Genomic DNA, 26,743 nt, shown 5'->3' with positions numbered 1-26,743 from the left:
GTGGTCTGTCCCCTCTCTTCTCAGCCAGATTCCCCCAGTCGCTCCACCAGACCGCTGCGTCGCTGCGTTTGCAGCTGCACGGCACGCTGAAATACGCCGGGTTCGCTGTAGATGGTCAGTTGCCGCCGTGCACGTGTAATCGCGGTATAGACCAGTTCACGGGTCAGCACCGGCAGAAACTGCGTGGGCATCACCAGCGCGGTATGATCAAACTCCGAGCCCTGTGATTTGTGCACCGTCATCGCCCAGGCCGTTTCATGTGAGGGTAACCGGCTCGGCTGAATCGCCTTGATCGATCCATCCGGCAGCGGGAAAAAGACCTTCAGGTTGCCCTCTTCATCCCGCATCGTCATGCCGATATCGCCATTAAACAGGCCGAGCGCGCTGTCATTTCGGGTGATCATCACCGGACGCCCTTCATACCAGCGGCTGCCCATGCCAGGACGACGGATGCGCTGCAGCTGCATCAGTCGCTGCTCAATACGCTGGTTCAGACCCTGCACGCCAAATGGCCCGTCACGTAATGCACACAGCAGCTGATAACGGCCAAAAGCGGCAATCACTTCTGCGGGCGACGACTGCTGTCTGATCAACTGCAGGAAGGGCTGATAACCCTGGGCTACCTCATCCAGCATCGCCTGATAAGCGTCAGCGCTGTTCAGCGGCTGGTAACTGATATCCTCATAAGCCGCAGCAAACACCGCCCTGACCTGCTCTGCATCGCCACGGTTGATCGCTTTTGCCAGCTGGCCGATGCCTGATGAGTCATCAAAACGATAACTCTTCTGCAGCAGACAGATACTGTCGCGGACTGCGGGTGCCTGCACATCGTCACTGCCCTGCAGTGTGCAGCCGGTCAGCAGCGCGAGCTGTTCAGCCCGTGCCAGGCTGTAGCCGCTTTCGGTGCAGCGGCAGATGTCGCCCAGCACCGCACCGGCTTCGACCGAGGCCAGCTGATCGCGATCGCCCAGAAACACGACGCGGGCATGGGCAGGCAGCGCGGCGATCAGTTTTGCCATCATTGAGAGATCGACCATCGACGCTTCATCAACCACCAGCACATCAAGGTGCAGTGGGTTACCGGCATGGTAGCGCAGCCGCTGAGTGTCGGGCTGTGCGCCCAGCAGGCGATGCAGCGTGGTGGCTTCGGCAGGAAAACGCCGGCGTTCTTCGTCGCTGACCGCCAGTTCCTGCAGTGCACTGCCCAGTGACTCGGTCAGTCGCGCGGCGGCTTTGCCGGTCGGTGCCGCCAGCTGAATCCGCAGTGCACCGGGATTCAGGCGAATCAGGGCAGCGAGGAGTTTCGCCACTGTGGTGGTTTTACCGGTACCCGGCCCGCCGGAAATAACCGCAGTCTTGCGGGTCAGCGCCACGGCCGCCGCAATTTTCTGCCAGTTCTCCGGCTGGTCGTCAAACAGGCTGTTCAGCACGTCGCCTGCAGCATGCATATCAAACGCAGTTTTCACTTCCTGCGCAGCGAAGAAGTCGGCAACCCGGCCTTCGCTTTGCCACAGCCGATGCAGATATAAACGCTGATTGCTCAGTACCAGCGGCGTAACCAGGCTGCCATCACTGACTGCCGACCAGTCAGCAAAGCGTGCTGTCCAGTCTTCCGGCGCACCAGCAGCGTGCCAGATCGCCTGAGCCAGCGCAGGCTGGCGACCAGCGAACAGATTCGCTTCGCAGAGGTTGCTCAGCGGTAAACAGACGTGCCCCTCACCCGCGTCAGCGCTGACGCAGGCCGCAGCGAGCAGCAGCCCAGGCTGTGATTCCGGGGCCACCAGTTGGGCAAACTGTATATCCAGCGGCCGCAGGAGACGCTTCTCTACCGCCTGCAGCAGCAGACTCAGCATGTCACTCATAACATCTCCCCGGTTTCACCAAACAGTGCATCAATTTCTTCCACAAAGGCTTCAGCAGGTCGGGTGGCGAAAATGCCGTTGTCCGGCGAGCTGCCATCCATCCCGCGCAAAAACAGATAAAACACCCCACCAAAGTGACGCTGATAGTCGTAGTCCGGCAGGCGATGCTGCAGATAGCGATGCAGCGCCAGCGTATAGAGCTGATATTGCAGATCGTAGCGGTGGCCAATCATCGCCTGCGCCATCGCCTCTGGCGTGTAAGCGGCGTGGCTATCCCCCAGCCAGTTCGATTTGTAGTCGAGCAGATAATATTTTCCCTGCCAGCGGAAGACCAGATCGATAAAGCCCTTCAGCATGCCCCGCACCTGACGAAAATCCAGGGGGGCGGCCTGCTGAGAGAGGCTGTCGTGCCGGCGCAGCAGAGCGTCAAGATCCGCCGCAGTCAGCAGATTGTTGATCGGCAGATAGAACTCCATCTCAATCAGGCGTTCGCTGCTTTTTATCGCCGACAGCGTCAGCCCCTCAGCATTGAGCGGCGTATGTAAGACCCGGTCAATCCACTGTTCCAGAACCGGCAACCAGGTCAGCGGATAGCCATTATGCTGCAGCTGATCTTCCAGCCAGACGCTGTCCGGCGGTTCGGTAAAGTCGATCGACTCAAACAGACCGTGCAAAAACGTACCGGGTGCCGCTCCGCGCGGAAAGTGGTGGGGTGTCAATGCAGCCTCTTCACCCTTCTCTTCTTCGCCCGCTGCATCAATATCAAAATTGGGCATCGCATCCAGCAGCGGCGAGCTGTGATGCTGTTGCAGGCCTGAATAACTGGTTACCCGCCAGACGTCAGCCAGCGCGCGCGTAATGTCGCGACTGCTTAAAACCTCATCGCCCTGCTGCGCATCCTGCCACATTTCTCCCGGCAGCAGAGCCTCTTCAACCAGCGCAATCCCTTCACCGGTTAACGCATTCAATCGCTGACTGAGCTGCTGCGCATCCGCCGCCTCGCCCTGCTGCACCAGGTAGCCCAGCGCGCTCTTGTGCAGATCGCTTTCGCCCTCTTTTTTGCGGGTGCCTTTGATCAGTGGCGCAATGCCGACGCTGCAGTGATAGACCGAACGGGTCAGCGCCACGTAGAGCAGACGCAGATCCTCCGCCAGGCGCTCCTCTTCGGCCAGCGCCAGACTTTGTGCATCACCCTGCACATCCAGCAGTGCCGTGAACGTGTCGCGATCGTGATAAAGCGCGCTGGCCGCCTCGCGGAACCCGGCAGCAAATGGCAGCCAGACCAGCGGATATTGCAGTCCTTTCGATTTATGGATGGTGATGATCTGCACCAGATGGCGGTCGCTTTCCAGACGCAACTGCTGGCTGGAGGCCTGGCTGTTTGGCCGGGCAATCTGCTGCGCCAGGAAGCGCACCAGGGCGTGCGGACTCTCCAGCTGCACCGAAGCCTCCTGCAGCAGTTCACCCAGATGCATCAGATCGGTCAGGCGACGTTCACCGTTCTCCGAGGCCAGCATATTCTCTGCCAGCTGCCGCCTGATCATCACGTCACGCAGCATCGGTAACACGCCGCGCTGATGCCACAGCTGCTGCCAGACGGCAAACTGCTCCACCAGCGCATCCCACTCGCGTTCATTCTGTGTCAGCGCGTCGAGCGTTGCTGCATCAATAGCAAAGATTGAGGTCGCCAGCGCGCTGCGCAGCAGACGTTCCTGCTCAGGTGCCTGTATCGCCTGCAGTAACCAGAGCAGTTCGCGCGCTTCCGGCGTGGTGTAGACGCTGTCCCGGCTGGAGAGATAGACCGAAGGAATCGACAGCGCATTCAGCGCGTCGCGGATTAAACCGGCCTCATTACGACTGCGCACCAGCACGGTGATATCGGAAGCCCGCACCGGCTGCAGCGCCTCGCCTTTGCCCAGGCGGGCGCGCCCCTGCTGTCCGGCCACCAGCCAGCGGCTGATATCGGCCGCACACTGCTGTGCCATAAACTGCTGGTAATCGCTGTTACCCACGCCCTCGCCAGGCTGCAGCCAGAACCGTAACGCCGGTTGCTGCTGCTCGTCAAAAATCAGTCTCAGCGACTGATTGGGCGCAGCAGGCTTAACTGGCTGAAAGGGGATCGCCGAGAACAGAAAAGGCGAATCGAGCTGAGAAAAGAGGCGGTTGACGCTCCCGACCATCTCAGGTGATGAACGCCAATTGGTATCGAGCGTGTAGTGAGCGCTGACTTCGTTTCTGGCCCGCAGATAGGTAAAAATATCCGCACCGCGAAACGCATAGATCGCCTGCTTAGGATCGCCGATCAGAAACAGTGCCTGTTCAGGCTGATTAATATAGAGCGTGCGGAAGATGCGGTACTGCTGCGGATCGGTATCCTGGAATTCATCAATCAGGGCCACCGGGTAACGCGCCCGGATGGTTTCTGCCAGCAAAACGCCACCTGGCTGCTGCAGCGCTTCATCCAGTTTACTGAGCAGATCGTCGAAGCCTAACAGTGCACGTAACCGTTTCTCGCGCTGCACCGTGGCGCGCATATCGGTCAGCGCCTGCGCAATGATGACATCCCGCAGCGACAGCGGTTCTGCCAGAAACTGATCGATCGCCTCAAAAAGCGAATGACGCGGCGCTTCACCCTTTTTAGTTTTCTCCTCCAGCACCTGCTGTCCAAAGCGCTCCAGCTCTTTGGGCAGCTGATAATCCAGCGTGTCGCTGCTGGCCCACTGCGTGACGCGGGCGACCCAGTTGGGCAGATGTTTACTGCTGTAGCTGCGCTTATCAACGCCAGATGCAGTGATAATGCCCTCAACATCGGCGCTGAGCGCCTGCCACTGCTGCTTGATGGCCTCGATGCGCGCCAGATTGCGTGCGTGGCGTGATGCCAGCGTCTCATCGGCGGCAGGCGGACGTTTCAGCCCCGGCGATTCCCCCTGCAGCCAGGGGCGCAGCGTGGTCAGCAGGCTGTCCGGCCCGCTCCACTCTGCGGCGATGATCCGTGCCACATCCAGACTCAGTGGATAGCACTGACGACGCCAGAAATCGGCGGCCGACTGCTTCAGCAGCGCCTGCTCATCTTCAATCAACTCCTGCTCGAACAGCATGCCCGACTCAAAGGCATTGAGATTCAGCATCCGCTGACAGAAGCCGTGAATGGTAAAAATGGCGGCTTCATCCATCTGCCGCTCGGCAGCCAGCAGCTGCGCGGCGGCCTGAGCCAGATCAGGCATCTGCTCCAGCAGTAACTGGTGCATCGGATTGCTGCTTTTGCCGCGGATACAGGCCAGACGTAGCTGATGAATATTCTCGCGGATGCGCCCGCGCAATTCGGCGGTCGCGGCCTCGGTAAAGGTCACGACTAAAATTTCTTCGACAGAGAGCGGCCGGCTGTAGGCGTTTTCACCGCCCAGCCCCAGCAGCAGGCGCAGATAGAGCAGACCAATGGTAAAGGTTTTTCCGGTGCCCGCTGACGCCTCAATCAGCCGCTCGCCTCTGAGCGGCAGCGTTAAAGGATTCAGCGATACGGGAGGTAACTGCGTCATTGGGTCTCACTCTTTACCGGCAGCGACTGCTGCAGTTGTGCCACTTCACTCCAGGTTTTCCAGCCAGGCTGACGGGCAAACTCAACTTTGCCATTGCCGGTGCCTGCAATCTGCGAGGTCATCACCATGCCCTTATGTTCGATCACGGCCTGCCGGAAAAAGTCTGCCAGGCTCGCCGGGGTTAACCGCTGAACCTGCTCTGTCATTTTTTGCCGGGTATCAAATTGATCATTCTGCCGATCAAAGTCGCGGCTAAAGCGATCCGCTTCCTCAAAGAGCGTCTGAGGACGCTGCTGCAAATCATTGATCATCGCCTGCTGATACTGGGCAAAGTCTGCCTGGCTCATACTGCGCAGACGTTTTTCCGCCTGCGGGTAGAAGGCCTGATAGCGCTGCAACAGCCAGCCCGGTTGTTTGCTGTTACTTTGCAGCAGGAAGCCGATCCCCCACTGGCGACCCACAGGCATCTGGAAGGCAAAAACCGCGTAGCCGAGCTGCTCTTTGGTCCGCAGCTGATTGTAGAACCACGGCTGCACAATCTGGCTCAGCATGGAGCTGTGCGCCATGCTCTGATATTCACTGTATCCCAGTGGAACATAGAGCGCGGCAAGAGCGGAGTCGGTGCTGCTGCCTTTTTGTTGCAGGTTGGCTTTCAGCGGTTTTTTAATCGAGACATACTGACTATGCCAGTCGCGGGTCGCATGACTCTGCATCTGCTGTTTGAGCTCATGCCCCAGCTGCGTCACGCTGTCAGCACTGAGGTTGCCCACTACCAGCATCTCCGGCGTCGCGTCGCGGAACAGCGTATCGCGATAGTCAGTAACATCCTTAAGTGAAAGTGTGCTTACCAGCTTGCGGCGAGCCTCGCGCTGGGTATATGGCAGCTGCGACAGCAGTTGCATCGGCTGAATCGCCTGTTCAAACGCTTTGCCCTTTTCCGCCGCGTCCAGCCGCTCCAGATACCAGGATTTAGCCTGCTCCAGCTGCTGTTCTGTCGGCTGGAAAGTGGCGTAACCTTCCACCAGTTTCTTCAGCAGCGTCGGCAGACGCTGGGTGAAGCCGTTGGCGCTGAACACCAGCCCTTCATCTTCACCCGTTGAGAAGCTGATGCCGCCCACTGAAGCCTGTGAATTTAGCTCGTCCAGCGCCAGGCTGGAAAGGTAGTCATTCAGGCCAAACAGCACCTGCTGACGGGCATCACTGATGGTGTGCTTATTGCGTAACGCCAGGGTGATCGCCGCTTTTGGCTCGCTGGCGTAATAACGACTGGGCATCCAGTAAATACGCATATCATCCTGGCTATCCAGTCTCACCGGATGCTGATACGTTTTGCCGTCTGACGGTAACAGGGTGAAGTCGTCCGGGATATAGGGGTTCAGCACGGGCATCGCCAGCGTAATCTGGCTGGCGCGCTGCTGCCAGTCTGCAAAGGTTTGTGGGGTGATCTTCTCAACCTGATAAGGCGCATCCACAAAATAGGCTTTTTTGTTGTGCGGCTCCTGCGGGCTGATGTACCAGATACGCGCATGCTGCGGGGTCATCTCTTCCAGCCGGGCATTAATCGCGGCGGCATCGTATTGATCCGCCAGATAGGGTGCATCCAGCGTATGTTCAACCGGTACGCGCAGCATGGTGTCGGCCAGCCATTCAATGTAATCCATATCGCGGGTAATTGAGGGATAGCGGAAGTCGAGCGCCAGCACATGCGAAACTTCATCGAAATAGCGCTTATCATCCCCCTGCTGACGCAGAAGATTGATGTAGCTGAATATCGCCGCCACGACCTGGTCGCGCTGCGCCAGCCCTTTATCAGTCAGTGACGCGGTAATCGCAAACACGCCGCTGTTACGCTCGGTCATTGGGTCAGCGCCCGCATTCACCCCGTCGGCCAGTCCCTGTTTTTGCAGCCAGTCAGTCAGCGTGTTTTTGCTGCGGTTACTGATTAAATAGCTGATCAGCGTGTCGGTTTTACTGCGGAACCGATCGCTGTTGTTGGCAATGCGGAATTCAATTTTGAGCTGCTTGCGCGGCTGAGCCGGAACGTAATGGATGATGATGCCCTGCTGCGCATCGGTCACCACCGGCACCGTAATCTCCGGCACGCTGGCGTCATGATTTTGTACCCGGCCAAAGGTTTTAGCCGCAATCGACGCCATCTCCGGCAGCGGTTTGTTGCTGTAGATCACCGCTTTCATCAGATTGGCGGAGTAATGCGTATGATAAAAGTCCTGCAGCGCCTGGTGCAGTTTGCTGCCTGGCTTATCTTTCAGGGTCTCAAGATTGCCGCCCGAAAAACGTGACGCCGGATGCGCCGGGTTCAGGGTTTCTGCGCCGACCTGGGCCATACGCAGGCCATCGCGCGAGCGCGCCATGGTCAGCTCGGCATTCACGGCGTGGCGCTCGCGGTCAGCGTTAACCGGATCCAGCAGCGGCTCAGCCACCGCATCCGCCAGGCGATCAACCGCCGGTTCCAGCGCGTCATTTTCCACTTCCAGATAAAAGGCGGTGCGGTAAGAGGCTGTGCTGGCGTTGTGGCTGCCGCCATGTTTTTTCAGGAATTCAGCCAGGTTGTCGGGCTGCGGGTAGTGCTTTGAACCCATCAGCACCATATGCTCAAGGTAGTGCGCCAGTCCCGCCTGCTGATCGGGATCGTCCAGCGATCCTATCGGCAGCGTCAGCGCCGCCAGCGATTTCGGTGCCACAGGATCGGAAACCAGTAACACCGTCATCCCATTATCAAGCCGGATAGCCTGATAGTGGCGGGGATCCTGTTCACTTTTGCGAATAGTGTCGTTAACCGGCTGCCAGCCTGATGATGCCTGCTCCTGCGCCTGCGCTGTGCAAGCCATCAGGCTTAACATTAGCGCCGCTATCCAGCGTGCGTGTACCCGCATGTAAACCCCTCTCGTTTCCCGATAAACCGCCAATGTCGGACGCGGCGGCTCAAAGCAGAGCAAAATTTCTGTGTAATGAGTCAGTCAGCAAAAACGCCTTCTGATCGGCTATTCATCATCCTGATGTGCAGCCAGTACCGGTAAATACCAGCGCTGTGCCGCCTCAGTTATCTGCTGTAGTTGTGGCTCATCCAGCACCCGGCAAAGACGTTGCAGATAGGGATCGCTGCCTTCACCCTCAAGCTGATAGTTGCCTGACCAGGCCGTCAGCAGGCGATTACGCGCCTTAAGCTGGGTTGCCTCATCAGTCAGTAACTGCTGACTTTTTTTGTCGTAGCTGGCGGTCAGCCATGCGCCGCCACTTTTGTTAAGCAGCATCAGCGGCTGACGCATACCCGCGAGATACCCCGTGACATACTCATTCAGCGCAGCAATCGCCTCTGCCTGCGGCACAGCAAGGAAGCACCAGCGGCTCTGCTGCCGGCCAAACATCCGGCTGCTGCCGGTGCCGCCCAGCGCGCAGTAGACCAGATGTTCCAGCCAGAGTAGCAGTCCGTCGTTCATGTTGAGTACGCCAGGCCGCCAGCGCAGCAATCCATCACTCTGAACCTGCGTCAGCCACCCGGTTAAGCTGACCTGTTCCAGTTGCAGATTCACTTCCCAGCTCTCGCCGTCGCTGCGCTGGGTGACCACTTCTGCCGCTACTTCCTGCATCTCATCGCGCTGCGCCTGCCAGAACAGCTCACCGAACGCGCCATAAGGCAGATTACCGGCCGCACGATGATGCGCATAAAGCCGCTGAGTATCCTCGCCTTCGACCAGGGCATTCAGCAACTGCGCGTTAATCTGATAACGCTCAAGGTTGTCGAGCGCAAACGGCTCGCTGTCGGGCAGTTCGTTCTCCTCCAGCCAGAAACTCACGCCAAGCCGCTGGTGGAACCAGGCCCGGACCGGATGTCGCCAGAAGCGCAGGAACGCCTCCAGCGTCAGCGTGTCAATTAACGGCGCCTCCAGCGGCTGCACAAAATCGGGCTGCGGCTGCCCCGCGCCTCGCGCAGCAGGCAGCCACTCACGGGCGAAACTTTGCAGTCTGGCAGCAGGCTGGAAATTCTCGGCGGCAAACGGCATCCGGCTGTGCAGGTGCTGCAGGTGCATCCGCACCCGTTCGGCACTCTCATCCAGCTCAAGATGGCCATCACCGTCCAGATAAAAACTCTGTCCAATGTAATCCAGCAGTTCTGTGACCAGCACCGAGGGGTAGCGTTCCGTATTATCCTGAATCGCCCGGCCGATATAACTGATATAGAGCTGCTGCTGCGCCGAAATCATCGCCTCCAGGAAGAGATAGCGGTCATCATCGCGGCGACTGCGGTCGCCTTTGCGGGACTGCTGCTGCATCAGATCAAAACCTAACGGTGCTAAAGTACGGGGATAGACGCCGTCGTTCATGCCCAGCAAACAGACCAGCTGAAAAGGAATGGAGCGCATTGGCATCAGGGTACAGAAGTTAATCTGCCCCGCCAGGAAACGCTGACTGATGCGCTGTTGATCAAGCCGGCTACGCAGATCATCGCGCAACAGCGCCACCGGAATCGCCTCTTCAAACCGCGCATCCATGCCATATTCAATCAATTGCTGCCACTGCTCTTCCACCAGCAGCAAGGCGGCCTCGGTTTCTGCATCGGGGCTGAAAAAGGCATTGAGCAGTTCCCGGCACATGGGCAGCCAGGCCGCCAGTGGCCGGGGTTCGGCAAGCAGCTGCCGCCAGTGATTAAGCCGGGAGAGCAGCTCGGCCAGATGTCCCGCCAGCTCCCCCACCAGACCACCCGACTCGTCATAAGGCAGAATTCCTTCCCAGTCACCGTTGTGGCTCTCCATCGCATAACCCAACAGCATACGCTGCAGGCCAAAGCGCCAGGTGTGCTGGCCGGTAACCGGAAGTGACAGGGCTTCTACGCTGGCATCATCCAGCCCCCAGCGTACCCCCGATTCGCTGACCCAGCGCCGCAGTAAACGTAGGCCGCTTTCATCAATGGCGAAGTGGGAAGCGAGCGCCGGGACATCGAGCAGCGCCAGCACATCCTCCGAGACAAAACGGCTGTCCGGCAGTGCCAGCAGATGCAAAAACGCCACAATGGCCGGATGAGCCTGACTGGCACGGCGATCTGAAATCGCAAACGGCAGATAGCGATCGGCAGGTGCATTGGCGAACACCGCCTGAATAAAAGGGGCGTAGGCGTCGATATCCGCCACCATGACGATGATGTCACGTGCTTTCAGCGTCGGATCGGCCTCCATCATTGCCAGCAGATGATCCTGCAACACTTCAACTTCGCGCTGGGCACTGTGGCAGACCTGCACCGCAATTGATCGATCCTCCGGATCAAGGCAGCGCTTCTGATCGCTGTGTGCCAGTTCCGCCGCATTCAGTCCGATGATGGCGTTATCCTGCAGATTGAGAAGATCGTGCTGCATACAGTGCAGCAGGTTGTCCGGCTCCACATCGACAAAAGCATCGATGTCGTCGTTTGACTCCATCTGACTGAGCAGAAACAGGTTGTCACGCCCCAGCTTGCCCCAGGAGGCGAGCAAAGGGTTGGTCAGTTGCTGTTCACCAGCGTCGTTAAACAGCGCCGGTGCCTGCTCTGCATCCCGGAAGAGTCCGCGTGATTCATCAGCACCATGGCGGCGGCGCTGACGACTTTGCAGTTTCGCCAGAAACGCATAATCCTGAATATCGCCCCAGTAATCGCGGCAGGGATTGGTGAACAGCAGATGGATGTCGATGTGACGTCCCAGCGCCTGCAACGCCTGCAGATAGACCGGCGGCAGCGCAGAGATGCCACAGATAAAGACCCGTTTGGGCAGATTTTCCGGCGTGCTTTTCGCCTGATCCAGCGTCTGGATAAATCGCGCATAGAGGTTGGCGCGGTGCCATTCAGGCTGGCGCAGGGCCTGGGTATAACTCACCAGATCGCGCCACAGTGCGGCCTGCCAGCGCTGCGCCTCGCCCAGCCCCTCAATGGTTTCGCCGCGCTCCCAGCTGTTGAGCCAGTCGGCACGATAGACCAGATACTGGTCGAACAGATCGGCCACGCGGGAGCTGAGCTGAAACAGTTTACGCTTGTCGCCGTCGTCATGGAGATAGTGACGCAGAGAGGTAAACTCTTCATGCTTCAGCATCTCCGGCAGCCGGTGCATCAGCTTCCAGCCCATGCTGGCCTTACTGAAAGCACTCTCTACCGGGATATCGGGCAGTACGCGGACGAACATCTCCCAGATAAAACTGGCGGGCAGCGGAAATTCGATATTAGCAGCAATACCAAAGGTTTGCGCCAGCTCCATCTGCAGCCACTGCGCCATACCCGGACTCTGCACCAGCACCATTTCTGAGGCGAAAGGATCATCAAGAGGGTCATGTTTAATCACCGCAGCCGCCAGAATCTTCAGCACATCAAGCTGATTTGAGTGATAAACGTGAAACATGAAAACTCCTGTGATAACTCAGAACGTGACTGCGGTATTGCGGCTCTGTCACTTTACCGCGTATCGCGGTTGAAACCCATCAAAAGGGCGACCGGGGAGAGTTAACATCGCAGCCGCGTCAGGGTGGCACGGCGCTGATAAGGCCCCGTCACGTCAGCCCGATCCAGGGTGCAACCTGAAGGGCCGCTCTGCTGTTGCAGTATTGAGGTCCAGCCGGGGCTCTCATGTCCCATCAGTTGCTGCTCAGCCACCCGCCATGCCTCACGCTGATACCACTGCTGGCTGAATCCCAGTGCCAGTGCGCGATGATAGTGCAACAGCGTGCTGCTGCTTAATGCCATTAACAGCAGAGCAAACAACACTTCCGGCAGGCTGAATCCACCGCGCTTACTGGCAGGTGGCCGGGGGCGTAAGCGGGCAGTAGTCAATCCAGCCGTGCGGCAACGCGGTAATCTGATTGCCCCGTAACCGCACCCACTGCCAGACTGCCATGCCACTGCCGCTGGCCTCCCCTTTAAGCAGACCTTCATCCTTTTCACCTCGTTGTAAACAGCTGCGCCAGCCCTGGCGATCATCCTGCTGACAGCTGGCCGCCTCACTGGCTGACCAGCTCAGGGAGAAGCCCCATTGCAGCGCAGACTGCGCCCGCCAGAAATCCTGAATAAACTGCTGCTCATCCGCCAGCAGTCGCATTCCCTGCTCAGACATCTTACGGCTGGCATGCAGCGTAAAGCTGCCAATGACCATAATCATCAACACCATGCCCAGAGCGCTGCTGCCTCGCTGCTTCACAGGTTCTCTGCCTCAATCCAGCTCTCCATCGTTTCAAGCCAGCGTCCGGCCCGTCCCTGCAGCACTAATCTGACCTGCGTGCCCTGCTGGCTGACGCTGAACTGCTCCAGCGTCATAAACGCGGGGTCGGAGAGCCGCTCCCAGCCCGCTGACTGACACTGGTCAACACCTCGCTGCATCTCAAGCTGCTGTTGTCGCAGGCGATAACCGTAATAGTCACTCTCTGCATGGCTCACCCCTTCCCATTTACCGTTGCTGTTCTCATCCCAGCGCAGCAGCAGGCAGTTCTCTCTGATTTGCAGCGCCCCACTGCCACACTCACCGTGACAATAACCGGCACGCCGCACCGCTTTTTCCAGTGTCGCCATCATCTGCTGTAACTCCTGACGCAGCTGCGCTCGTTGCATCACGCCGGCGTTCTCTGCCAGCAGCAGCGGCAGAAAACGGCCAGCACTTAACATCACGACGGCGCTGATTGCTAAGGCGATCAGCATCTCCAGCAGGCTGAATCCGGCCATTTTCAACGGCACGTCTCCTCATCCGTCATGCAGAGGCGAATACGGGCTCTTGCCGAGATAATCAGCCGCATTCGTCCGGTGCTGTTACCCAACTCAATGCTGCCCGCCCGGGCCACATTACGTCGGCCATAGAAGCCCGGTTCACCCCGGATGTCATAGAGCGCAACGCCAGCGTGCGGCGCTACGAATTGCAGCCGTTTTCGGCTATCACAGCCTGCAACGGGGCGGCTTCCGGCACCGATGCACCAGGGATCGCCAGGCCGTGACCATAAAATCAGGTCGCTATTTTGCCGGTTGGCCTGGGCACGCAGCCCAAGCAGGAATCCCTGCAGTTGCTGAGCGCTGTCGCGCAGTTGCTGCCGCTGTTGCCAGCGCTGCCAGCCATGCAGCGCGGCAACGCTCAGCATGCCGGCAATCACCATCACCAGCAGCAGTTCCGGTAGGGTAAAGCCGCGTAAGTGTGCTGTTTTCATGGTGTCAGAGTGCGGGTGATGAACAGATGAAACAAGGTGCGGTTTGGCAGGCTGGAAAGCACGTCGCAGAGAATCTTCCCCAATAGCATGAATTGGCAGAAGCGTGCGAGCGTTGCCGCAGATTTACCGGTTTGCGGGCAAAAAAAAAGCCCCGGCGAAGTGCCAGGGCGTTATCTTTTACCGCGAATCAGATGGCGACAGGGGCTTTGATCGCGGGATGCGGATCGTAGCCTTCAATCTCAAAATCTTCGAACTGATAGTCAAACAGCGACGCCGGTTTGCGTTTGATAACAAGTGATGGCAGCGGACGCGGTTCGCGGGTCAGCTGCAGGCGCGCCTGCTCCAGATGGTTACTGTAGAGGTGGGTATCACCGCCGGTCCAGACGAAGTCGCCCACCTGCAGATCGCACTGCTGCGCCACCATATGTACCAGCAACGCATAGCTGGCGATGTTAAACGGCAGGCCCAGGAAGATGTCGCACGAGCGCTGATAGAGCTGGCAGGAGAGTTTGCCGTCCGCCACGTAGAACTGGAAGAACGCGTGGCAAGGGGCCAGCGCCATCTCGCTCAGCTCGCCGACGTTCCAGGCAGAAACGATAATCCGGCGTGAGTCGGGATCGCGCTTCAGCTGCTCCATCACCTGGCTTAACTGGTCAATCTCCTGGCCGCTGGCCGTTCCCCAGCTGCGCCACTGTTTGCCATACACCGGGCCGAGATCGCCATTCTCATCCGCCCACTCATCCCAGATGGAGACGTTGTTTTCTTTGAGATAACCGATGTTGGTATCGCCTTTCAGAAACCACAGCAGCTCATGAATAATCGAGCGGATATGACATTTCTTGGTGGTGACCAGCGGAAAACCATCCTGCAGGTTGAAACGCATCTGGTGACCAAAAATTGAAAGCGTACCGGTGCCGGTACGGTCAGCTTTTGGCGTGCCTTCGTGCAGCACATGTTGCATTAAATCCAGATACTGTTTCATTTTTCCTCGCGAAATTGTGGCTGCGGGCGACGACGATACGCCCAGATCATCATAATAATACCGGCAATAATCATTGGCACAGAGAGGATCTGTCCCATACTGATTCCGCCTTCAAACAGGCCAAGCTGGGCATCCGGCTGGCGGAAGAACTCAACGATAATACGGAAGGCGCCATAGCCAATCAGGAACAGGCCAGAGACGCTGCCCATCGGGCGTGGCTTACGAATAAACAGATTCAGGATGATAAACAGCACTATCCCTTCCAGCACCAGTTCATAGAGCTGCGAAGCATGACGCGGCAGCACGCCGTAGGTGTTGAGCAGCGCCTGGTATTGCGGATTGGTGGCGGCCAGCGCGACATCTTCGCTGCGGGAGCCAGGGAACAGCATGGCATAGCGGAAGCCCGGATCGACACGGCCCCAGAGCTCACCGTTAATGAAGTTGCCGAGACGACCGGCACCCAGACCGAACGGGATCAGCGGCGCGATGAAATCAGCCACCTGGAAGAAATTACGTCGGGTGCGGCGGGCAAAGACCAGCATGACGACAATCACCCCGATGAGGCCACCGTGGAACGACATGCCGCCATCCCAGACTTTGAACAGATAGAGTGGATTTTCCAGGAACAGCGGTAAGTTGTAGAACAGCACATAGCCGATGCGTCCACCCAGGAAGACACCCAGGAAACCGGCATAAAGCAGGTTCTCCACTTCCTCTTTTTTCCAGCCGCTGCCCGGCTGATTGGCGCGGCGGACAGCCAGCCACATGGCGAAAACAAAGCCCACCAGATACATCAGACCGTACCAGTGAAGCGAAACCGGTCCAATCGAGAAGATCACCGGATCGAACTGCGGAAATGCAATATAACCGTTATTCATCATTCACCGTCTATTTTTCAACCCTGAAAAGGGGCGTTGTCAGGCACATAAATTAAGGCTGCGCATCATAGCACAGCCGGTTTTGTGAATTGTCCCGCAAATGTAAACGCGGATAACGCCCAGAGTCTGACCCGTCAGGCGTACATTGTTGCAGCCAGACTGGTCACGGACAGCGCGCAACAACCGGAGCGTACACGTAGTACGTAAGGATTACTCGCTGTGCTCGCCCCTTCAGGGCCGCCCTGACGGGCGTTCAGGTTGCTAAAGCAGCCTGTGTGAGCACTGCCCGGGGCCAGAATGGCAAATAAAATAGCCTGAAGTGGCGCTTAGCGACCGCCGCGGATCAATCCACCCAGCCCGCGACGCTCCATAAAGGTCGAGACCAGATGACGAACCTCGGTGGCGGTATGAGCATTCATCCCCTGCTCACTGAGCTGCTGCGCTTCTTCGTGATCCAGATGGCGCAGCAGGTATTTCACCCGTGGTACGTTTTTGCCGTTCATGCTGAGATGGTGATACCCCAGCCCGACCAGCAGCGCCACGCACATTGGATCGCCGGCCATTTCACCACACAGGCACAATTCCAGATTGGCCAGACGGGCTTCCTGCGCAATCGTATTCAGTGCACGCAGCATCGCCGGATGCAGCGAGTCGTAGAGATTGGCCACGCGGGTGTTGTTGCGATCCACCGCCAGCAGATACTGGGTCAGATCGTTGGTGCCAACCGAGACAAAATCGACCCGTGACGCCAGATGCGGGATCATAAACAGCATCGACGGCACTTCAATCATGATGCCGATGCGCGGCGCGGGGATCGTATAGCCCAGCATCTCTTCGACTTCGCGTCCTGCGCGATCGATCAGCTTTTTCGCTTCGTCGATCTCATCGATATGGCTGATCATCGGCAGCAGAATACTGAGGTTGCCGGATGCGGCGTTAGCACGCAGCATCGCGCGCACCTGCACCAGGAAAATTTCCGGCTGGTCAAGCGTCAGGCGGATGCCGCGCCAGCCCAGACAGGGATTCTCTTCACTGATAGGCATGTAGGGTAGCTGTTTATCTGCCCCCACATCCAGGGTACGCAGCGTCACAGGCTTGTTGTGAAACAGCTGTAACATGCCCTGATACTGTGCCACCTGCTCCTCTTCCGACGGGAAGCCGTTCTGCAGCATAAACGGGATTTCGGTGCGGTAGAGACCGATGCCATCCACCCAGTTGCCCAGCGTCTGCTCATGCTCCGGGCTTAAGCCGGCATTCAGCATCACCTGCACGCGCTCGCCACTTTTCAGCTCACCGGGCTGATCGACCACGCCTTCCGCCATTTTGCTCAGCGCATTCTCTTCGCTGATCAAACGCTGGTACTCCTGCACCAGCACCGGCTCGGGATCGATCAACAGCTCACCGCGATACCCATCGACGATCAGCAAACGTTTGTTGAGCTGATGGGGCTGGATATCAGCGCCCATGACCGTCGGGATCCCCATCGCGCGCGTCAGAATCGCCGCATGGGAGTTGGCTGCGCCGTCACGCACCACCACGCCCGCCAGCCGCTCATGCGGCAGCTCAGCTAATGTGGTGGCGGTCAGCTCATCGGCCACCAGCACAAAGCGTTCCGGCCAGGCATTGGTGCCGACCAGCGTATCGTCAAGGTGAAACAGCAGGCGCTGACCCAGCACCCGCAGATCGCCTGCGCGTTCACGCAGGTAGGTGTCCGTCAGGCTGGCAAACTGTTCAGCAAACTTCTCGATCACCTGTTTCACTGCCCATTCGGCGACCGATCCGCGTTCGATCTCATCGAACAGATCTTTTTTCAGTCGGGCATCGGTTAACAGGTGAGAGTAAAGGTCGAAAATGGCCGCACTCTCTTTCTGAGCGCTGGCGCTGAAGCGTTTACTGAAGCGACGAAATTCACTGGTGGCTTCACTCATGGCGAGCGACAGACGCTCACGTTCGCGATGAACATCCAGCGTTGAGGCAGCCGAAACCTGATCGAGCAGTGGCTGCGTCTCATCTACCCAGCCCGGTGCCACCGCCACGCCAGGCGCAGCTGCAATCGCGCGCACCCGCGTCTGCCGGAACTGACCAAACAGCTGAGCCATCTGCGACTGCGACAGCAATGCCGCCATCTGGGTGGCAAGGGTGACCAGAAACGACTCTTCGCTTTCATCAAACTGACGGTGCTCGCGCTGCTGTACCACCAGCACGCCCAGTAACTGGCGACGGCTGATAATCGGCACGCCGAGGAAGGAGCGGTAGCGCTCCTCTTTCACTGCGGGGATATATTTAAAGCTGGGATGACTCTGGGCGTCAGCAAGGTTAATCGGTTCGGCCAGACGGCCCACTAAACCGACGATCCCCTCGTCAAACGCCAGGGTCACGGTGCGGCCACGCGGTTTTTTAAGTCCGCGCGTCGCCATCAGGTAGTAGCAGTGACGATCGTGGTCGGCGAGGTAAACGGAACAGACTTCCGTATCCATCGCCAGACAGATCTCATTAACCAGGATGTCGAGTGCTTCATTGAGACGCGGCGCACTCGCCACTTTTTCTACAATTTCGCGCAACTGAGTGAGCATAAAGGGCGTGGCCTATCCTCTCTTACGTCGATGGGCAGGATTATTTCGCTGCCCCGCACTCTCCTGCATAGACATCACCACGCCAGCGAATTCCTTCATCACCCGACGATAAACGTCGCGCTTAAAGGAGACAACCTGACGCACCGGATACCAGAAACTGACCCAGCGCCAGCCATCGAACTCGGGCGTGCTGCTGTGCTGCACATTGATATCCGCGTCATTACACATTAACTGCAGAAGAAACCACTTTTGTTTCTGGCCGATACATACCGGCTTTGTGTCCCAACGCACCAAACGTTTTGGCAACTTGTAACGTAACCAGTTACGGGTAGAAGCAAGTATTCGAACATCTTTCCGGTGTAATCCGACCTCTTCGAACAGTTCGCGATACATCGCCTGTTCTGCGGTTTCACCGGGATTGATGCCTCCCTGAGGAAATTGCCAGGAGTGCTGTCCAAAGCGCCTGGCCCATAACACTTGTCCCTGCCGGTTACAGATTACGATACCAACATTCGGGCGGTAGCCATCATCATCGATCACCGGACTACCTCAAAGCAAAATTTGAATGAGCTGATTGTTTCACACTCCTTACAGGCGGTAAACCACTGGATTCATGGGGGGTTAAGCCATCATCGTCGGGATAACTCACAGAAAATGGCAAAGTTATAAACAATGACCGAGAAAAAGATCGATCTTATTCACCTTTTCTGTGGATAGCTTTGTGCAGAACGCGGGAGTTATCTGAATAACCTTTTCAGTGCGCTCTGAAGAGCCAAAAAGAACCAACAACACATCAGTATGATTTTTAATGAAATTAAATCGAAAATCTTACCGGTAAATCTTTTATAAACAGTGAATATTTTCATGGCAACTGACAATTGCTTAAAATATAAGCACACTGCTTTTTATCCACAGATAATCGCTCAGGGTTAGGCCAGAGCAGCGAAATTATGGCCAGATCGTGAAAAGTCAAGGCTGTAAATGGAACCAGTACCGCACTCAGACGGTGGTTATCCCATTTTTCTGTGGATAACCGGGCTGGAGATCCTGTTCATTGTTGCGGGTAAGCTGGGATAACCCTGAAGCACCTGGGGCGGCGAGCGTGCAATCCGCTAAAAAAAGCACGATCTATCATGTTATTATCGATCCCTGACGCGGATTATTTATGTGAGAAACGTGACTCACCTGCTGTTGTACAAATTTTAATCATTGCGAGTGTTCACCATGAGTTACCAGCCAGGACCACCTGAAGATGAAGCCAGCCTGCTGGCACGCGCGCAGGATTTAGCCGGTTTGACCCTGGAAACCCTGGCCGCGCGCGCCGGTCTGCCCATGCCTGCGGATCTCAAACGTGATAAGGGCTGGGTCGGCATGCTGCTGGAGTGGCATCTTGGTGCTAGCGCAGGCAGCAAAGCGGAGCAGGACTTTGCCCATCTGGGTATCGAACTGAAAACCATCCCGATTGATGCGCAGGGTAAACCGCTGGAAACCACCTTTGTCTGCGTGGCACCTCTGACCGGCAACAGCGGCGTGACCTGGCTCACCAGCCATGTGCGCCACAAGCTGGCGCGGGTATTGTGGATCCCGGTTGAAGGCGGGCGTGAGATTCCGCTGCGGGAACGCCGTGTCGGCGCGCCGCTGTTATGGAGCCCCGATGCGGAAGAAGATGAGATGCTGCGACAGGACTGGGAAGAGCTGATGGATATGATTGTGCTGGGTCGCGTAGAGCAGATTACCGCGCGACATGGTGCCTGGCTGCAAATCCGGCCCAAAGCCGCCAATAGCAAAGCGCTGACAGAAGGAATCGGCGATCAGGGCCAGCCAATCATGACGCTGCCGCGCGGTTTCTACCTGAAGAAAAGCTTCACCGGGCCCCTGCTGGCGCGTCATTTTCTCCTCTGAATATCGCCACCCGCGTTGATGTGTCGCAATTTTGTGGGAGATCGGCGAAATGAATGCGTATAATCGCCGTTTACTTTTCGTTTAGGATTAAATGTCGGTATGTTTGAGTGGATTTCCGATCCCAACGCCTGGCTGGCGCTGGGCACCCTGACCATCCTTGAGGTGGTGCTGGGTATTGATAACATCATTTTCCTGTCGCTGGTGGTCGCTAAACTGCCAAAACACCAGCAAGCCAGCGCACGTCGCATTGGTCTGATGGGCGCGATGCTGATGCGTCTTGGCCTGCTGGCTTCTATCGCGTGGGTAGCCCGTCTGACTAACCCGCTCTTTACGCTTATGGATCATGCGTTCTCGGCGCGCGATCTGATTCTGCTGTTTGGCGGACTGTTCCTGCTGTGGAAATCGAGCATGGAGATCCATGAAACGATCGAAGGCAGCGAAGGCGAACACAACACCCGCGTCCATTCCTTCCTGGGTGCGATTGTACAGATCATGATGCTCGACATTATTTTCAGCCTCGACTCGGTGATCACGGCCATCGGCCTCTCCGATCATCTGTTCATTATGATGGCGGCGGTGGTTATTGCCGTGCTGATGATGATGTTCGCTGCGCGCGCGATCGGTGAGTTTGTTGACCGCCATCCGTCAGTGAAAATGCTGGCTCTCTCTTTCCTGATTCTGGTCGGTTTCACCCTGATCCTGGAGAGTTTTGCGGTCCACGTACCAAAAGGTTACATTTATTTCGCTATGTTCTTCTCAATGGCGGTTGAGTGTCTTAACCTGATGCGCAGTAAGAAAAAGCACGCCTGATAAAGTCAAGGGCGAGCCTGCTCGCCCGGTTATTTTCAGATTCATACGATTAACCCTGCCGGCAAAACCATTTATTACTACACTGTTTGCACTTGACCATTTGTGAGGATTAGGCGTGATGAAAGGGTTGGCAGGAGTAGCACTGGTGATGGTAACCGCCGCATTCTTAAGTGGATGCAGTTCTGATTATGTCATGGCGACCAAAGATGGCCGGATGATCATGACCGAAGGCAAGCCGAGCATTGATAAAGAGACCGGCCTGGTGGAGTACACTGACCAGACGGGTCATATGGTGCAGATTAACAGCGATGAGGTTTCTACGATCATTGAACGTTAAGTGCCCGATTTAATCACCTGCCACCGATTCCCGGCTGGCAGGTGATTTCCCCGACTTTTCCCCCTTCCTTCCCCGCCATTGCTCGCGCTATAGTCCCTGAGGACACAACATTCCATTCCATAAAGAAAAGGAAGCTGGCAATGCACTATCATCGTATTCCCCACAGCACGCTGGAAGTGAGTCAGCTGGGGTTGGGCACCATGACGTTTGGCGAACAGAACAGCGAAGCCGACGCCCATGCTCAACTGGATTTAGCTATCCGTTCCGGCATCAACTTTATTGATACTGCCGAGATGTATCCGGTGCCCCCGCGTCCGGAAACCCAGGGTCTGACCGAACAATATATTGGCAGCTGGCTTAAACAGCGCGGCAGCCGCGACAAAATCATTCTTGCCAGTAAAGTGGCCGGGCCTTCACGTGGCAATGATGCGTCGATTCGCCCGGATATGGCGCTGGACCGTAAAAACATCCGCGCAGCACTCGATGCCAGCCTGAAACGCCTGAATACTGACTACCTTGACCTCTACCAGCTGCACTGGCCACAGCGTCAGACCAACTATTTTGGCAAGCTTGGCTATCAGTACAGCGAAACCACTGCTCAGGTGACGCTGCTGGAGACGCTGGAAGCGCTGACCGAACAGGTGCGCGCTGGTAAGATCCGCTATATCGGGGTGTCGAACGAAACCGCGTGGGGCGTGATGCGCTATCTGCAGCTGGCGGAGAAGCATGAGCTGCCGCGCATTATCAGCATTCAGAATCCCTACAGCCTGCTGAACCGCAGCTTTGAAGTGGGTCTGGCCGAAATCAGCCAGCATGAAGGCGTAGAGCTGCTGGCGTATTCCAGCCTGGCGTTTGGAACGCTGAGCGGCAAATACCTGAATGGCGCGCAGCCTGCGGGCGCACGCAACACGTTGTTCAGCCGCTTTACCCGCTACAGCGGCGAGCAGTCACAAAAGGCGATTGCCGAATATGTGGCACTGGCTCAGCAGCATCAGATCGACCCGTCGCAGATGGCCCTGGCCTATGTGCGTCAGCAGCCGTTTGTGGCCAGCACGCTGCTGGGCGCCACTACGCCTGAACAGTTGCAGATCAATATCGACAGCTTCAATCTGACCTTAAATGCAGAGATCCTGGAAGGCATTGAGGCGATCCACCGTCGTTATACTTATCCGGCTCCCTGAGCGTTCTGTTGCCAGCTGCCGCGATGGCGGCTGGCATCACTTACAGGTCGCGATAATAGAGTTTTACCGGCTTAGCGGGATACTCCAGCGCTTCGCCCTGTGGCAGCCAGCCATAACGTTCGTAGTAGCCCCCAAACGTTGACCATAACCACAGCCGTGGATAGCCCTGTGCCTGCGCATAGGCGATGACATGCTGCTGCAGTGCTTCACTGACACCTTTGCCGCGCACCGACTCATCAATATAGAGCGCCGCCAGCCAGGGGAAAAGATCCTGACGGCTGATCAGGTCGCAGCGCCAGAATCCCACCGTGCCGACTGCCCTGCCCGCCTCCACGGCAACGAAAGTCACCGGAAAATCAGCACCGATAAGGCTGCTGTTCACCACACTGGCAAAGAACGCCCGGCTGGTGGCTTCACCAAATGCGCGCCACTGCCAGTCGATGATCTGATCGGCAAATTGGGGGGCATCGCTGAGCGATACAATCTCAATCACATCAGTTTCCCCTGAAAGATCGGGACTGAATCAAACAGGTAGCCATCAAAGTCAGGCGCATCGGCGTCGGAAAGCTCCAGCAGCGTATTCTTGACGTTCTCAAGGTGCTGCCAGGTAGATTGCCAGGCCCCCATCACATCACGCCGACGCAGAGCGGCCAGGATAGTCTGGTGATCGCCAAGCCACTTCAGGCGATAGGCGCGGGTTTCAAACTGCGGGCGCAGCTGCTGCCAGAGCGGGCTGCTGTCATGATGTCGCCAGATGCTGGTGACGGTATCGAGCAGCATCTGGTTCTGACTGGCACCCGCCAGCAGCAGATGAAACAACTTGTCGTTGTCCTGACTGCTGTCGTTGGCGGCGATAGCACGCTGCTCCTGTTCCAGCGTTCGGCGCAGATTTTCAATGTCCGCTTTGGTCGCCATTTTTGCGGCAAAGGCTGCAATATTGCTCTCCAGCAACTGACGTGCCTGTAGCATTTCAAACGGGCCAACGTCGCTGCGGAAGAAGGCCTCTTCTTCATCATCACTGGCGGAAGGAATACGCATCACATAGACGCCGGAGCTCTGGCGGATATCCACCGTACCTTCCAGCTCCAGCATCAATAATGCCTCGCGCACGATGGTCCGGCTGACGCCCCAGGTTTCAGCCAGCTGACGTTCAGGCGGCAGGCGCGATCCCACCGGATAGTGCCCGTCACAGATCTGCTGACGCAGGTGCTGACCAATTTCCTGATACTGCTTTTTTTCTTGCGGCGCTTCGGCTTTGTCCACACTGTCACCCTTTGCAATCAATGCGCTAACGGCATTGCCGCGGTTCCCTGCGCGACAATGCCCGCGAACCGGAGAGGCTGGCTCGCAAACTGGGGCTCAGTGTATCAAAGCCAGCGCCTGATCGAGTACCTTTGCACCATTCAGCGTGCCGTAAGCAACCGTATCGATCACCGCGATGGGCAACTGATAGCTGTCGGTGAGTTTTCTGTTCTCCTCCAGTTTGAAGCGCACCTGTGGCCCGAGCAGCACGACCACCACCTCGTTGCCGTAGTTTTGCAGCTCTTCACGCAGGTTTTGCTCCGGAATGGCGTAGATCTGAAATGCCAGTCCGCGAGCGGCAGCCTCCTTTTCCATCCGCGTCACCACCATTGAGGTCGACATGCCCGCAGCACAGGCCAGAACAATTCGTTTCATGCTCGTTTCCTCGCGTTATTTCGGCTCATCATCAAGCCACAGGGTAAATTGCTGCGTGTCGCGCAGCGTACGGAACCAGTGGGCAGATTTCTTCATACGGCGCTGACGCTGCTTATCTAAGTCGATTTCGATAAGACCATAGCGATTTTTAAAGGCATTCATTGGCGAGACATTGTCGGTAAACGCCCACAGCATGTAGCCCTGACAGTTAATCCCCGCCTGACTGGCGCGTATCGCCAGATGCAGGTGCTCGCTGATAAACGCGATGCGGTAATCGTCCTGAATCTCCCCGTCGGCATTTTTGAACTGCGCTTCGTTCTCTATTCCCATACCGCTTTCCGCCACAAACCACGGGATATTGCCGTACTCATCGCGCATCCGCTGCGCCATATCCCAGATAATTTCAGGCTGAATTTCCCAGCCGCGTGAAGGGTTCATCCGTCGCCCCGGCAGTTCAAAGTGTTCGTAATACCAGGCGGGATGAAAGGGTGTCTCGGGATGCCAGGCGCGGGACGGTGCCTTCACGCGATGCGGATAGTAGAGATTAAGCCCGACTTCATCGACGGTATTGGCGGCAATAATCGCCAGCTCTTCCGGGGTGGTTTCCCACTCAATCTGATGCTTATCAAGCAGCGCCAGCAGCTCCGCCGGATACTCGCCTTTAATGGCGGGATCGAGAAACACCCGGTTGTAGAACAGGTCATAAATATGCGCCGCCTTCTGGTCGTGCGGGGCTGACGATCGCGGATAGGTGACTTCCGGATTGAGTATGGTACCAATGCGACCGGCATAGCCTGCCGCGCGGAACAGCTTCACTACCCGGGCGGTAGCAAGATTCTTGTGGTGGTTCCACTGCATCCATTTATGGGTGTTCTGCTCATAAGGCCAGCGCAGCGCGTCGAGATAGACGCGGGTCTGCACCACAATCGGCTCGTTAAACACAAACCAGCGCGTGACCCGACCGGCATAGCGTTTAAACACCTGTTCGACATAACGGATAAAGAGTTCAACGACATGCTTTGACTGCCAGCCGCCATACTGCTCCAGCAGCGTGGCGGGCAGCTCGTAATGCTCCAGACAGAGCATCAGTTCAATGCCCTGGCGCTGCATTTCATCAATCAGCCGGTCATAGTAAGCCGCGTATTCCTCATCGACCGTAGCGGTTTCGTAATCGATCAGGAAACGCGACCAGTTGATTGAAGTGCGGTAGTGGGTCAGCCCGCTGGCCTTCATTAGCGCCACATCCTCACTAAAGCGGTTGATAAAGTCGGTGGCAACCGCCGGGCCGTAGCCGTTGTGCCAGACGTGACGATCCTGCTGATACCAGGCGTCAGGCCAGGAGTCCTGCCCCGCTTTTTTTCCGCTCCAGCCTTCCGTCTGCCAGGCGGAGGCAGCAGCTCCCAGAATGAAATTCTCAGGTATGTGGACAGTCTGACGACTCATAACACCTCCGTTCGGTTAGGGTTCAGCTCAGGTTGCAGGCTCTTTGCTTCCGCTGCTTCTGCTGCATCCGCGCGGCGGGCTGCGACTTTCACAAATGGCAGATAGATAAGTACTGACACCAGAATGCAGACGATCTGCGTCACCACCGCACCCATCGATCCGGCCGTTGACAGCCAGGCATTGATAATCGGAGGCGTGGTCCATGGCACCATCACCACGGCTTTCCCGGCAAATCCCATCACCGTAGCGAAGTAGCCGATAGAACCTGTCACTAGCGGTGTGATGATGAAAGGGATAGCCAGTATCGGGTTAAGCATAATCGGCATACCAAATATAACCGGCTCGTTGATATTGAAAATGCCTGGCCCGAACGACAGTTTGGCGATTTCACGCATCTCTTTGCGTCGCGTTGCCAGCATCACGGCGGTGAGCAGCCCGATGGTCAGGCCGGAGCCGCCGATGCTCATATAAACATCCCAGAACGGCATGGTGATGATGTTCGGTGCCTCTTTTCCCTGCTCAAAAGCGGTCATGTTGACCATAATCGCGCCCAGCAACAGCGGCTCACGGATCGGCTTCACCATCTGGTTGCCGTGAATACCAATCACCCAGAACAGCTGGGCGACGAACATCAGAATCAGAATGCCCCACAGGCTCTGCACCACCGACTCCAGCGGCTGCTGCACCACCTGGTATACCGCATCGTAAAGGTACATGCCGGTGACGCGATGGAAGATAAAGCCAAAAGTCGCTATCAGCGTCACGGTGATGATTGAGGGGATTAGCGCGGAGAAAGAGGCGGCCACGTTGGGCGGCACCGTGTCGGGCATTTTGATTTTCAGCCGCTCAACCTGTTCGAGGCGGCAGTAGATCTCTACTGATAGGATGGCGATAAACATGCCGAGAAACAGGCTTTTGGTATCGGAGAATTGTTTGGCCAGCACGTCGGTGACCAGGTGCATCTGCCCATCGACCATCATCTGTAAGGTGGTCGGCGTCACGGATACAAAGCAGATGATCGCCAGCAGGCCGGGAAACAGCGTTTTTATACCGTTGATGCGCCCAAGCTCAATACCAATCAGGAACACCGCACCAATGTTGAGAAAGCTGAGCGTGGCGTAATTGATACTGCTGGTGATGGGCTTGAGGTCAGCTAAAAAAGCCAGGGCGGCAAAGCTGGCAAGGCCATTTTTGCTGTCCAGCACCATGTTAGAGATCAATACCGAGAAAGCGCCAACAATGATCACCGGCATCAGGGTAATGAATGAGGCTTTAATCGCCATGATGTAGCGATAACTGTTAAAGCGGGTAGCAAAGCTGCCCAGGGAATCGATAAGGCGGTCCTGTAGAGACATGATCAACCCTCAGAGATGTAAGATCGGTATTCCTGTAATCGTCG

Annotated in this window: 21 protein-coding genes; 4 read left to right on the top strand and 17 right to left on the bottom strand. The window is 57.0% G+C overall.

Annotated elements, in window-relative coordinates; translation table 11 throughout:
* Positions 1 to 20: 20 nt before the first annotated feature.
* The 12 genes from recD to rppH all read right to left on the bottom strand — a co-directional run bounded on the left by recD (position 21) and on the right by rppH (position 18,534).
* Positions 21 to 1,862: an exodeoxyribonuclease V subunit alpha gene (recD, locus tag OK412_RS21495; protein WP_010671032.1), complete on the bottom strand. Its 1,842-nt coding sequence runs from the start codon at positions 1,860 to 1,862 to the stop codon at positions 21 to 23.
* Entirely contained in the window at positions 1,859 to 5,398 is a 3,540-nt protein-coding gene (gene recB, locus OK412_RS21490) for an exodeoxyribonuclease V subunit beta (RefSeq protein WP_264353531.1), read from the bottom strand. The genes recD and recB overlap by 4 nt, the downstream gene beginning before the upstream one ends.
* Positions 5,395 to 8,292 carry a pitrilysin gene (gene ptrA, locus OK412_RS21485; RefSeq protein WP_264353530.1) on the bottom strand — a complete coding sequence of 966 codons (2,898 nt, stop codon included), beginning with the start codon at positions 8,290 to 8,292 and terminating at the stop codon, positions 5,395 to 5,397. Before ptrA ends, recB begins: the two co-directional genes overlap by 4 nt.
* Before the next feature lie 108 nt (positions 8,293 to 8,400).
* Positions 8,401 to 11,778 carry an exodeoxyribonuclease V subunit gamma gene (gene recC / locus OK412_RS21480; RefSeq protein ID WP_264353529.1) on the bottom strand — a complete coding sequence of 1,126 codons (3,378 nt, stop codon included), beginning with the start codon at positions 11,776 to 11,778 and terminating at the stop codon, positions 8,401 to 8,403.
* 101 nt (positions 11,779 to 11,879) lie between these two features.
* On the bottom strand, positions 11,880 to 12,140 hold the full coding sequence (locus OK412_RS21475; RefSeq protein WP_022623816.1) for a prepilin-type N-terminal cleavage/methylation domain-containing protein: 261 nt from the start codon (positions 12,138 to 12,140) through the stop codon (positions 11,880 to 11,882).
* 25 nt (positions 12,141 to 12,165) lie between these two features.
* A complete protein-coding gene (locus OK412_RS21470; RefSeq protein WP_033758709.1) occupies positions 12,166 to 12,570 on the bottom strand; it encodes a DUF2509 family protein in 405 nt (134 codons plus the stop codon).
* Entirely contained in the window at positions 12,567 to 13,094 is a 528-nt protein-coding gene (locus tag OK412_RS21465; RefSeq protein ID WP_187501498.1) for a prepilin peptidase-dependent protein, read from the bottom strand. The genes OK412_RS21470 and OK412_RS21465 overlap by 4 nt, the downstream gene beginning before the upstream one ends.
* The gene (locus tag OK412_RS21460) at positions 13,091 to 13,561 is read right to left on the bottom strand and encodes a prepilin-type N-terminal cleavage/methylation domain-containing protein (RefSeq protein WP_132499429.1); all 471 of its coding nucleotides are present in this window, start codon (positions 13,559 to 13,561) and stop codon (positions 13,091 to 13,093) included. The genes OK412_RS21465 and OK412_RS21460 overlap by 4 nt, the downstream gene beginning before the upstream one ends.
* A gap of 187 nt (positions 13,562 to 13,748) precedes the next feature.
* Complete coding sequence (gene thyA / locus OK412_RS21455; RefSeq protein ID WP_010248642.1) at positions 13,749 to 14,543, bottom strand: thymidylate synthase; 795 nt, start codon at positions 14,541 to 14,543, stop codon at positions 13,749 to 13,751.
* Positions 14,540 to 15,421, bottom strand: a complete 882-nt coding sequence (gene lgt / locus OK412_RS21450; RefSeq protein ID WP_010248645.1) for a prolipoprotein diacylglyceryl transferase — start codon at positions 15,419 to 15,421, stop codon at positions 14,540 to 14,542. The genes thyA and lgt overlap by 4 nt, the downstream gene beginning before the upstream one ends.
* A gap of 326 nt (positions 15,422 to 15,747) precedes the next feature.
* Complete coding sequence (ptsP, locus tag OK412_RS21445; protein WP_010248647.1) at positions 15,748 to 17,994, bottom strand: phosphoenolpyruvate--protein phosphotransferase; 2,247 nt, start codon at positions 17,992 to 17,994, stop codon at positions 15,748 to 15,750.
* Between the two features lie 12 nt (positions 17,995 to 18,006).
* The gene (gene rppH, locus OK412_RS21440; protein ID WP_009087042.1) at positions 18,007 to 18,534 is read right to left on the bottom strand and encodes an RNA pyrophosphohydrolase; all 528 of its coding nucleotides are present in this window, start codon (positions 18,532 to 18,534) and stop codon (positions 18,007 to 18,009) included.
* Positions 18,535 to 19,218: 684 nt separating this feature from the next.
* Here rppH and mutH point away from each other — a divergent pair.
* The 4 genes from mutH (at position 19,219) to OK412_RS21420 (ending at position 22,224) form a co-directional block, all read left to right on the top strand.
* Entirely contained in the window at positions 19,219 to 19,896 is a 678-nt protein-coding gene (mutH, locus tag OK412_RS21435) for a DNA mismatch repair endonuclease MutH (protein ID WP_010248652.1), read from the top strand.
* A 99-nt stretch (positions 19,897 to 19,995) separates the two neighbouring features.
* On the top strand, positions 19,996 to 20,706 hold the full coding sequence (locus OK412_RS21430; RefSeq protein ID WP_010248654.1) for a TerC family protein: 711 nt from the start codon (positions 19,996 to 19,998) through the stop codon (positions 20,704 to 20,706).
* Positions 20,707 to 20,824: 118 nt separating this feature from the next.
* Positions 20,825 to 21,043 (top strand): YgdI/YgdR family lipoprotein, encoded by a 219-nt coding sequence (locus OK412_RS21425; protein ID WP_003853956.1) that lies wholly within the window; start codon positions 20,825 to 20,827, stop codon positions 21,041 to 21,043.
* Positions 21,044 to 21,183: 140 nt separating this feature from the next.
* On the top strand, positions 21,184 to 22,224 hold the full coding sequence (locus OK412_RS21420) for an NADP(H)-dependent aldo-keto reductase (protein ID WP_010248659.1): 1,041 nt from the start codon (positions 21,184 to 21,186) through the stop codon (positions 22,222 to 22,224).
* 40 nt (positions 22,225 to 22,264) lie between these two features.
* Here OK412_RS21420 and OK412_RS21415 read toward each other — a convergent pair whose 3' ends face one another.
* The 5 genes from OK412_RS21415 to OK412_RS21395 form a co-directional block, all read right to left on the bottom strand.
* Entirely contained in the window at positions 22,265 to 22,717 is a 453-nt protein-coding gene (locus OK412_RS21415; protein WP_022623821.1) for a GNAT family N-acetyltransferase, read from the bottom strand.
* Entirely contained in the window at positions 22,714 to 23,487 is a 774-nt protein-coding gene (locus tag OK412_RS21410; RefSeq protein WP_010248663.1) for an FCD domain-containing protein, read from the bottom strand. Before OK412_RS21410 ends, OK412_RS21415 begins: the two co-directional genes overlap by 4 nt.
* A 96-nt stretch (positions 23,488 to 23,583) precedes the next feature.
* Positions 23,584 to 23,901, bottom strand: coding sequence for a PTS sugar transporter subunit IIB (locus OK412_RS21405; protein WP_010248665.1), 318 nt, complete (start codon positions 23,899 to 23,901; stop codon positions 23,584 to 23,586).
* Positions 23,902 to 23,916: 15 nt separating this feature from the next.
* A complete protein-coding gene (locus OK412_RS21400; protein WP_264353528.1) occupies positions 23,917 to 25,344 on the bottom strand; it encodes a glycoside hydrolase family 1 protein in 1,428 nt (475 codons plus the stop codon).
* Positions 25,341 to 26,699, bottom strand: a complete 1,359-nt coding sequence (locus OK412_RS21395; RefSeq protein WP_010248669.1) for a PTS sugar transporter subunit IIC — start codon at positions 26,697 to 26,699, stop codon at positions 25,341 to 25,343. Before OK412_RS21395 ends, OK412_RS21400 begins: the two co-directional genes overlap by 4 nt.
* Positions 26,700 to 26,743 lie beyond the last annotated feature (44 nt).

It is taken from the genome of Pantoea sp. JV6 (assembly GCF_025910055.1).
Taxonomy (GTDB): domain Bacteria; phylum Pseudomonadota; class Gammaproteobacteria; order Enterobacterales; family Enterobacteriaceae; genus Pantoea; species Pantoea agglomerans.
Note: the sequence above shows the minus strand (reverse complement) of the source record. Positions and strands in the feature narration are given on the sequence as shown.